Below are 7,490 nucleotides of genomic sequence, written 5' to 3'. Positions count from 1 at the left end.
AGCGTCGCGGCGCGGTGCGGCTCGACGCGGTCCGGCTCGTCCTCGCCCTCGTCGTCGGCGCCGGGCGCGGCGAGCAGCGGGGTACGGGCCAGCTCCGCGACCAGGCGCGGGCGCAGGGCCGCGTCCACGTCGCCCGCGGGCAGGCCCAGCGGCACCAGGCGCAGCGGGTCGCCGCCGTCCGCCACGACGTCGGTCGCGAGCCGGGCGTACAGGTCGGCCGCGACGTCGAGCAGCGCGTCGGTCGCCGGGCCCCGCGCCACCCGGCGCCGGGTCGGGTCGAGCGGCAGCGTCCCGACCAGCAGCGCGGGCAGGTCGAGGGCGTCGTCCGTCGGCGTCGGGGCGTGCACGACCCGCTGCTCGGGGGCGACGCCCGGCGTGCCGGCGGCCTCCGCGGCGTCGACGACACGGGGCAGCGCCCAGGTGAGGCGCCACCGGCGCCGGCTGCGCTCCTCGACGGGCCGGTCCGCGACCAGCGCCGGGTCGAGCTCGCCCTCGGCCGTGCGGCGCCGCCACCGCCGGTCGACGTCGGCGACCCGGCGCAGCCGCCCGGCGGGCTCGTCCTCCACGACGACCTCGGTGAGCCCGGGCAGCGCCAGCAGCAGCGCGTCGCCGACGCCGTCGAGCATCGCCCGCACGGACGCCACCGCGGCGTCGTCCCGCAGGTGCAGCAGCACGGCGGTGTCGTAGCCGGACGGCGGCCGCCCCTCGTGCTCGCGGGGCAGGCGCAGCGCGGGCAGCGCCCCGTCCCGCAGAGCGACCTCCTCGGCCAGCCGTGGGACGTCCGCGCCCGCGAGCGCCAGGTCCCGGCGGGTCGCCGCCAGCGAGAACCGCACCGCCCCCGAGGTGGAGAGGACCTCGACCTCGTCCGCGACGGCGCGCACGGCCGCGAAGCCGACGCCGAACCGTCCCACCAGCCCCGGACCGGCCCCGGTGGGCGTCCAGTCGCGCGACGAGGACGCCCGCATCGCCGCCAGGGAGGCGACCCCGGCGGCGTCCAGGGGCGCGCCGGTGTTCGCGGCGACGAGCACGAGGCCCGGCGCCCCGGGGGCGTCCAGGGCGTCTCCGGGTCCCGGTCCGGAGCCGGGTGCCCCGTGCTGCGCCGCGCCGTCGCCCGAGCGCACGTCGGCCGGGTCGACCCCGTCGTCGTGGCCGGGGCCAGCACCGGGGCCGAGGTCGCCGACCGCACCCACCTCGTCGAGGGTGGTCAGGCGCAGCAGCAGCCGACCCGGGACGCCCGCGCGCACGGCGGCGTCGGCGGCGTTCTGGGCGAGCTCGACGACCACGCGGTCGCGGTAGTACCCGCGGGCGTGGTCCTCCTCGGTGTTCGCGTCCTCGCGCAGCCGCGCGGGGTCGGTCCGCCACGTCCCCAGCACGCGTTCGCGCAGCGCGCGCGTGCCGAAGACGTCGGCGGTCACGGCTCCGGCTGCGGGGCGGGTGCCTCGTCCGGCGCGGTCGCGTCCTCGTCGGTGGCGTCCGCGCGCGCGGACGCGGCGGAGCCCTCGGACGCGGCAGCGTCCTCCGACCCAGCAGTGTCCTCCGACCCAGCAGTGTCCTCGGGCGCGGCGACGTCCTCCGACGCGGCAGCACCCTCCGACGCGACGTCCTCCGACGTGGCGGCACCCTCGGGCGCGGCAGCACCCTCCGACGCGACGTCCGCGGCAGCGTCCGCCCCGGCGCCGGACCCGGCGGCGGAGCGGCCCTCGGCCGTGCCGGCACCCCCGGCCACGACCTCCGCGGTCGGCACGACGACGAGGTCCGGGGTGACGGGCACGTCGGGCCACTCGGACGGTCGCGCCTCGACGTCGGTCTCGGAGTGCGCGCCGCAGCCGTGCTCCAGGGCGACGACCTTGCCGTCGTCGGGCGACCACTCGTTGACGCACACGCCGAACACGGTGCCGAGCGACCCCTGCAGCGGCACGAGGAACCCGCAGGTCAGGCAGCCCTCGGCGGACGCGACGGACCCGGCGGTCGCGGGGCCCTGCCGGCCGCGGAACCAGCGCTCGGCGGTCTCGGCGATGCCGGTGGGCGACAGCACCCGGTTGCGCGCGAGCGCGAGCTCGCCGATGGCGACGTCGTCGATCTCCGGGTCGCCGGTGGGCGTGAACCCGGGCTCGAGGCGCGGGTCGTCGGCGCGGAACGGCAGCACGTCGCCGGGGCCGACGTCGCCGGGGCGCAGGCGCTCGTCCCACGGCACCCAGGCGGGCGCGAGGACGGCGTCGTCGCCGGGCAGCAGCACGGCCTCGCACACGGTGGCCTTGCGGGCGCGGGGCACGCGGGACACGGTGACGGTCCACACCCAGCCGCGGTAGCCCTTGGCGGTGCAGGCGAAGCGGTGCGAGACGAGGCGGTCGCCCTCGATGGTGTACCCGAGGTGCTCGCCGACGTCGGTGGGGTGCTCGGCGAGCTCGAGCGCGGCCTCGCGGGCGAGGTCGACGGCGGCCGCGAGCACGGCGTCCTGGGTCGCGGTGGCCATCTCAGGCCTCGAGGTCGTCGGCGACGGCGCGCAGCAGGGTGGCGACCTGCTCGGCGCGGGACTTCTCGGGACGGCGGCCGCGACGCAGGTCGTTGCCGACGCGGTCGAGCACCTTGATGAGGTCCTCCACGATCACGGCCATGTCGTCGGCGGGCTTGCGGACGACGGCGGCGACGGAGGGCACCGGGTCGAGCAGCTTGACCGCGAGCGCCTGGGGGCCGCGGCGGCCGTCGGCGACGCCGAAGTCCACCCGGGTGCCAGGCTTGGGCGTCCCGATCCCCGCGGGCAGGGCGGACGCGTGCAGGAACACCTCGGTGCCGTCGTCGGCGGCGATGAAGCCGAACCCGCGATCGGTGTCGAACCACTTGACCTTGCCGGTGGGCACTGCGTTCCCCTGGGGTGCTCGTCGGATGCGACGGTCTGGCGCCGACGCACGTCCCCCCAGGTTACCGGTCACCGCCCCGCCCGTGGGCACGCACGCCCGCGCCTGGGGACGACGCTCAGCCGGTGACGGCCTCCCCGACCGGCGCCGACGTCTCGGCGCGGGCGTCCCCGGTGCCGCGCTGCTCGGGCACGGCCCGCAGCCGGGGCACGGGCTGGTAGACGGTGGCGAGCAGCGCCCGGGCCTCGCGCAGGGCGGTGAGGTAGACGAGCGAGACGTGCAGCGCCGAGTAGGGCGACCCGATCTCGGGCACCTGCTCCTGGGCGATGGCCTCGAGGTAGGAGTCGAGGACGTCGCAGGCGGCGAGCACCCGCGCCGAGGGGCGGGACCGGTGCAGCTCCGGGTCGAGCTCGGCGACGGGCACGGCCAGCAGCTCGGACACGATGCGGACCAGGGCCTCGGTGGACGCCTCCAGCGGGTCCTGCGGCGCGAGGATCTCGGCGGCGCGGGTGCGGGCCAGGGCCATGAGGGGGATCTCGTCGTCCTGGTGCCCGGCGGTGGCCAGCACCTCGAGCACGAGCATCGCGCGGAACCGCTCGCGGCCGAGCAGCACGAGCGCCTGGTGCAGGTTGCGGACGGTGCGCCCGGCGCCGGACACGGAGTTCACGACGCGGAACACCTTGAGCGCGACGGCGGGGTCGGCGGCCGTGAGCCGAGCGAGGCGCCGGTAGGACACCTGGGCGTCGCCGAGCTGGACGAGCAGCCGTCCGGCGACCATCGCGTGGTGCGCGAGCGCGGGCCGGGTGAGCACCGTCGGACGGCGGAAGTGGTAGCCCTGGAACAGGTCGAAGCCGGCGTCCTGGGCGGCGAGGAAGTCCCGCTCGTCCTCGACGCGCTCCGCGACCAGCGCGGCGTGCGGGGCGGCCTCGCGCAGGGCGGCGGCGAACTCGGCGAGCCGGTCGCCGAGGTCGGACATGTCGACCTTGACGTAGTCGCACAGCGGCAGCAGCGACCAGCGCTGGTCGTCCGGGACGAAGTCGTCGAGCGCGATGCCGAACCCGAGGCGGCGCAGCCGCTCGACGCCCGCGACGACCTCCTCGTCGGCGGGCACCTGCTCCAGCACCTCGAGGACGACCCGGTGCGGGTCGAGCGCGACGGGCAGCTCGTCCACGATGAACGAGCGCGGGACGTTGACGAACAGGTCGCCGTTGCCCGCGAGGTCCTCGACGCCGAACTCGGTCAGCGTCGCGACGATGACGGTCGCGGTCGCCCGGTTGTCGTCGATGCCGGGACGCACGCCGGACTCGGTGTGCTCGGCGCTGGCGCGGAACAGCAGCTCGTGCCCGATGGGGCGGCTGAGCACGTCGTAGATGCCCTGGCGCGCGACGCACACCTCGTGCGTCGCCCCGGGCAGGTGCCCGGTGTTGATCCCCGCCATGCGTGTCCCTCCGGTCGGCGCGCACGCGTCGCCCTGCTGGGCGTGACGCAGGAGTTCATCGGCACGTCGGGCCCGGACCTGAGCGCTCCGGGCGCCGGGAACGTCCCGGACGTCCGGTTTCCGCCCGCTCCGGGCCTCAGCCCGCGGCCTCCGCGAGCCGGTCGAGGGCGAGCGCGGCGAGCACGGCGGGGCCGACCGCGAGCGCCCCGTCGTCGTACCGGGCCTGCGCGGAGTGGTTGTACGGCGCGGTGCGCGGGTCGAGGTCGGCCGGGGTCGCCCCGAGGCCCAGGTAGGTGCCCGGCACCTCCTGCAGCACGTAGGAGAAGTCCTCCGCGCCGGACAGGGGCTGCGGGGCGGGGAGGTACGCGCCCTCGCCGAGCATCGCGGTGGTCAGCGCGGCCGCGCGGTCGACCTCGGCGGGGGTGTTCACCGTGACGGGGTACCCGCGCTGGTAGTCCACCGTGACGGTGAGCCCGTGCGCGGCGGCGACGCCCTCGCACACCCGGGTGAACCGCTCAGGCACGACGCCGTGCGCGACCTCGGAGAAGGACCGCACGGTCGCCTCGATCCGCGCGGACCCGGGGATGACGTTGTCGGTGGTCCCGGCGTCGATCCGCCCGACGGTGACCACGACGGGGTCGAAGACGTCGAACTGCCGGGTGACCATCGCCTGCAGCGCCAGCACGATCTCCGCGGCGACCGGGACGGGGTCCAGCGCGAGGTGCGGCATCGAGCCGTGGCCGCCGCGCCCGTGCACGGTGACGTGCACGGTGTCCGCCGCGGCGAGCATCGTGCCCGGGCGGGTGGTGACCAGGCCGGACGGGATCATCGAGGACACGACGTGCAGGCCGTACGCGGCGACGACGCGCTCCCCCGCGGCGTCGAGCACGCCTTCCTCGATCATGATCCGGGCCCCGTGGTCACCCTCCTCGCCGGGCTGGAACATCAGCACGACGGACCCGGCGATCTGGTCCCGGCGGGCGGCGAGCAGCCGCGCGGCGCCGACCAGCCCGGCCACGTGCAGGTCGTGGCCGCAGGCGTGCATGGTCCCGGCGTGCTCGCTGCTGAACGCCTCGCCGGTGTCCTCGGTGACGGGCAGCGCGTCCATGTCGCCGCGCAGCAGCACCGCGGGTCCGGGGCGCGCGCCGCGCAGCACCGCGACCACCGAGCTCAGCCCGGTCCCGGTGCTGACCTCCAGGTCGAGCGGCGCCAGGGCCTCCAGCACGAGCGCCTGGGTGCGGGGCAGGTCGAGGCCGATCTCCGGGACGCGGTGCAGGGCGTGCCGCAGCGCGGCCACCTCGGGCAGCTGGGCGCGGGCGTCCTCGCGCAGTCCGGCGAGCACGGCGGGGTCGAGCGTCATGGCAGTCCTCCGGGTCGGGTCGGGGCGACGGCAGCGGGGTCGACGGGCTCGGCGGCGCGGGTGCCGACGGCGGTGTCGACGGGGTAGAGCAGGCGCTCGGAGACGAGCCAGGACCCCACGGCGGACACGGCGAGCCCGGCCGCCGCGTACACCGGGACCAGCCGCAGGGCGCCGGTGGAGATCAGCCACTCCGCCACGAACAGGAACGTACCGCCGAACAGCGCGATGGCGGCGCCCGCGGGCACACCCAGCCCGACCGCGCGCACGGGCACCGGGAACAGCCGAGCGCCCGCGACGGGGGTGACGCCGAGCTGCAGCCCGACGCACGTGGTGAACAGCGGCGCCGCGACGGCGTACGGCAGCACCCCGGCGGCGACGCCGAGCATCAGCGGGACCACCAGCACGGCGGCGGCGGTGAACCCCGCCCGGATCAGCGGCAGCGGCCCGAACCGGTCGGCGAGGAACCCGGACGCGATCATGGCGAGCAGCAGGCACACCAGCGCGACCGTGTGCTGCGACGTCGCCTGCTGCTCCGTGTAGTACCCGGTGTGCCCCGCGAACTCCGGCAGGTACACGGACCCGAAGTACACGCCCATGGTCGACCCGATGGTCAGCATGAAGGTCAGCACCATGCGCCCCGCGTGCGCGCGCAGCAGCGGCCACGCGGGCTCGGTCCCGGCGGCTCGGGCCCGCTCGAACACCGCGGACTCCGGGACGCCGCGCCGGATCCACAGCGCGAGCAGCCCGCACAGCGCCGCGACGACGAAGGCGATCCGCCAGCCGCCCGCGCGCACGGCGTCCGGCCCGAGCACGCCGAGCAGCACCGCGAGCACCACCGTGCCGCCGAGGGTGCCCAGCGCGTCGCCGGAGTACGCGAACGCCCCGTACCGGTGCCGCCGCTCCGCCGGGGCCACCTCGACCACGTACGTCGCCGCCGTCGCGACCTCCCCGCCCATGGCGATCCCCTGGAGCACGCGCGCGGCGACGACCACCACGGCCGCCCACGGCCCCGCGACGGCGTACGTGGGCGCGGCAGCGATCACCGCCGCCCCGACGGCGATCAGCGTCACCGACACCAGCAGGCCGGTACGCCGGCCCCGGGTGTCGGTGATCCGCCCCATGACGAACGACCCGATCGGCCGGGCCACGAAGCCCGCGGCGAACACCGCGTACGCGCCCAGCACCTTCGTCACCGCGTCGTCCCCGGGGAAGATCTGCCCGGCGAAGTACGGCGCGAGCAGCCCGTACATCGTCCAGTCGAGGGACTCCACGAAGATGCCCGCCGTGCTCGCGACCACCACGCGCCTGCGCACCCGTGCCACCGCCACCACCTCCGCCACCCCGCGCCCGTCGCCCGTCGCCCGTCGCCCGTCGCCCGTCGCCCGTCGCCCGGAACGTATCGTGGTGCGGATGGCCACGTTCAGCGAGCACCTGCGCGGCAGGTCGGACGAGGATCTGGCGCGCCTGCTCGTCCGGCGGCCGGATCTCGCGCACCCCTCGCCCGCCACGCTGGCGTCGCTGGCGGCGCGCGCGACCAGCCGCCCGAGCCTCGACCGGGCGCTGGCCTCGGTGGACGCCGCGGTGCTGCAGGTCGTGGAGTCCGCCGTCGCGCTCACCTCGGGCGGGGACGCGGCCTCGGGCGTCCGGGGCAAGGACATCCTCCATGCCGTGGGCGCGGGTCGGACCACCGGCCCTGCCGTGCGCGCGGCCCTCGCGGACGCCCTGGACCTGGCCCTGCTGCACCCCGTCGCCGGGCGGGCGACCGACCCGCAGGTGCGCCCCGCGCCCGGGCTGGCGGAGCTGCTGGGGCCGACGGTCGCCGGGCTCGCGGCGCCCA

General features: G+C 77.1%; 5 protein-coding genes and 2 pseudogenes. 1 reads left to right on the top strand and 6 read right to left on the bottom strand.

Annotated elements, in window-relative coordinates:
* The 6 genes and pseudogenes from EBM89_RS22285 to EBM89_RS18620 form a co-directional block, all read right to left on the bottom strand.
* Nucleotides 1-1,415: pseudogene (locus EBM89_RS22285) on the bottom strand (hypothetical protein); the annotation flags it as partial.
* Nucleotides 1,412-2,473: a DUF3027 domain-containing protein gene (locus EBM89_RS18640; RefSeq protein ID WP_122151124.1), complete on the bottom strand. Its 1,062-nt coding sequence runs from the start codon at nucleotides 2,471-2,473 to the stop codon at nucleotides 1,412-1,414. The pseudogene EBM89_RS22285 and the gene EBM89_RS18640, both read right to left, overlap by 4 nt.
* A gap of 1 nt (nucleotide 2,474) precedes the next feature.
* Nucleotides 2,475-2,858: a cold-shock protein gene (locus EBM89_RS18635; protein ID WP_122151123.1), complete on the bottom strand. Its 384-nt coding sequence runs from the start codon at nucleotides 2,856-2,858 to the stop codon at nucleotides 2,475-2,477.
* Between the two features lie 115 nt (nucleotides 2,859-2,973).
* On the bottom strand, nucleotides 2,974-4,293 hold the full coding sequence (locus EBM89_RS18630; protein WP_122151122.1) for an EAL and HDOD domain-containing protein: 1,320 nt from the start codon (nucleotides 4,291-4,293) through the stop codon (nucleotides 2,974-2,976).
* Between the two features lie 136 nt (nucleotides 4,294-4,429).
* Entirely contained in the window at nucleotides 4,430-5,653 is a 1,224-nt protein-coding gene (locus EBM89_RS18625) for a M20 metallopeptidase family protein (RefSeq protein WP_122151121.1), read from the bottom strand.
* The gene (locus EBM89_RS18620) at nucleotides 5,650-6,975 is read right to left on the bottom strand and encodes an MFS transporter (protein ID WP_199732196.1); all 1,326 of its coding nucleotides are present in this window, start codon (nucleotides 6,973-6,975) and stop codon (nucleotides 5,650-5,652) included. The genes EBM89_RS18625 and EBM89_RS18620 overlap by 4 nt, the downstream gene beginning before the upstream one ends.
* Before the next feature lie 88 nt (nucleotides 6,976-7,063).
* Here EBM89_RS18620 and EBM89_RS21490 point away from each other — a divergent pair.
* A pseudogene (locus tag EBM89_RS21490) lies at nucleotides 7,064-7,490 on the top strand (helicase-associated domain-containing protein); the annotation flags it as partial.

Source organism: Cellulomonas triticagri (assembly GCF_003696205.1).
GTDB classification, from domain to species: domain Bacteria; phylum Actinomycetota; class Actinomycetes; order Actinomycetales; family Cellulomonadaceae; genus Cellulomonas; species Cellulomonas triticagri.
The sequence above is the reverse complement of the archived record's forward strand: the minus strand, read 5'-3'. Positions and strand labels throughout refer to the sequence as shown.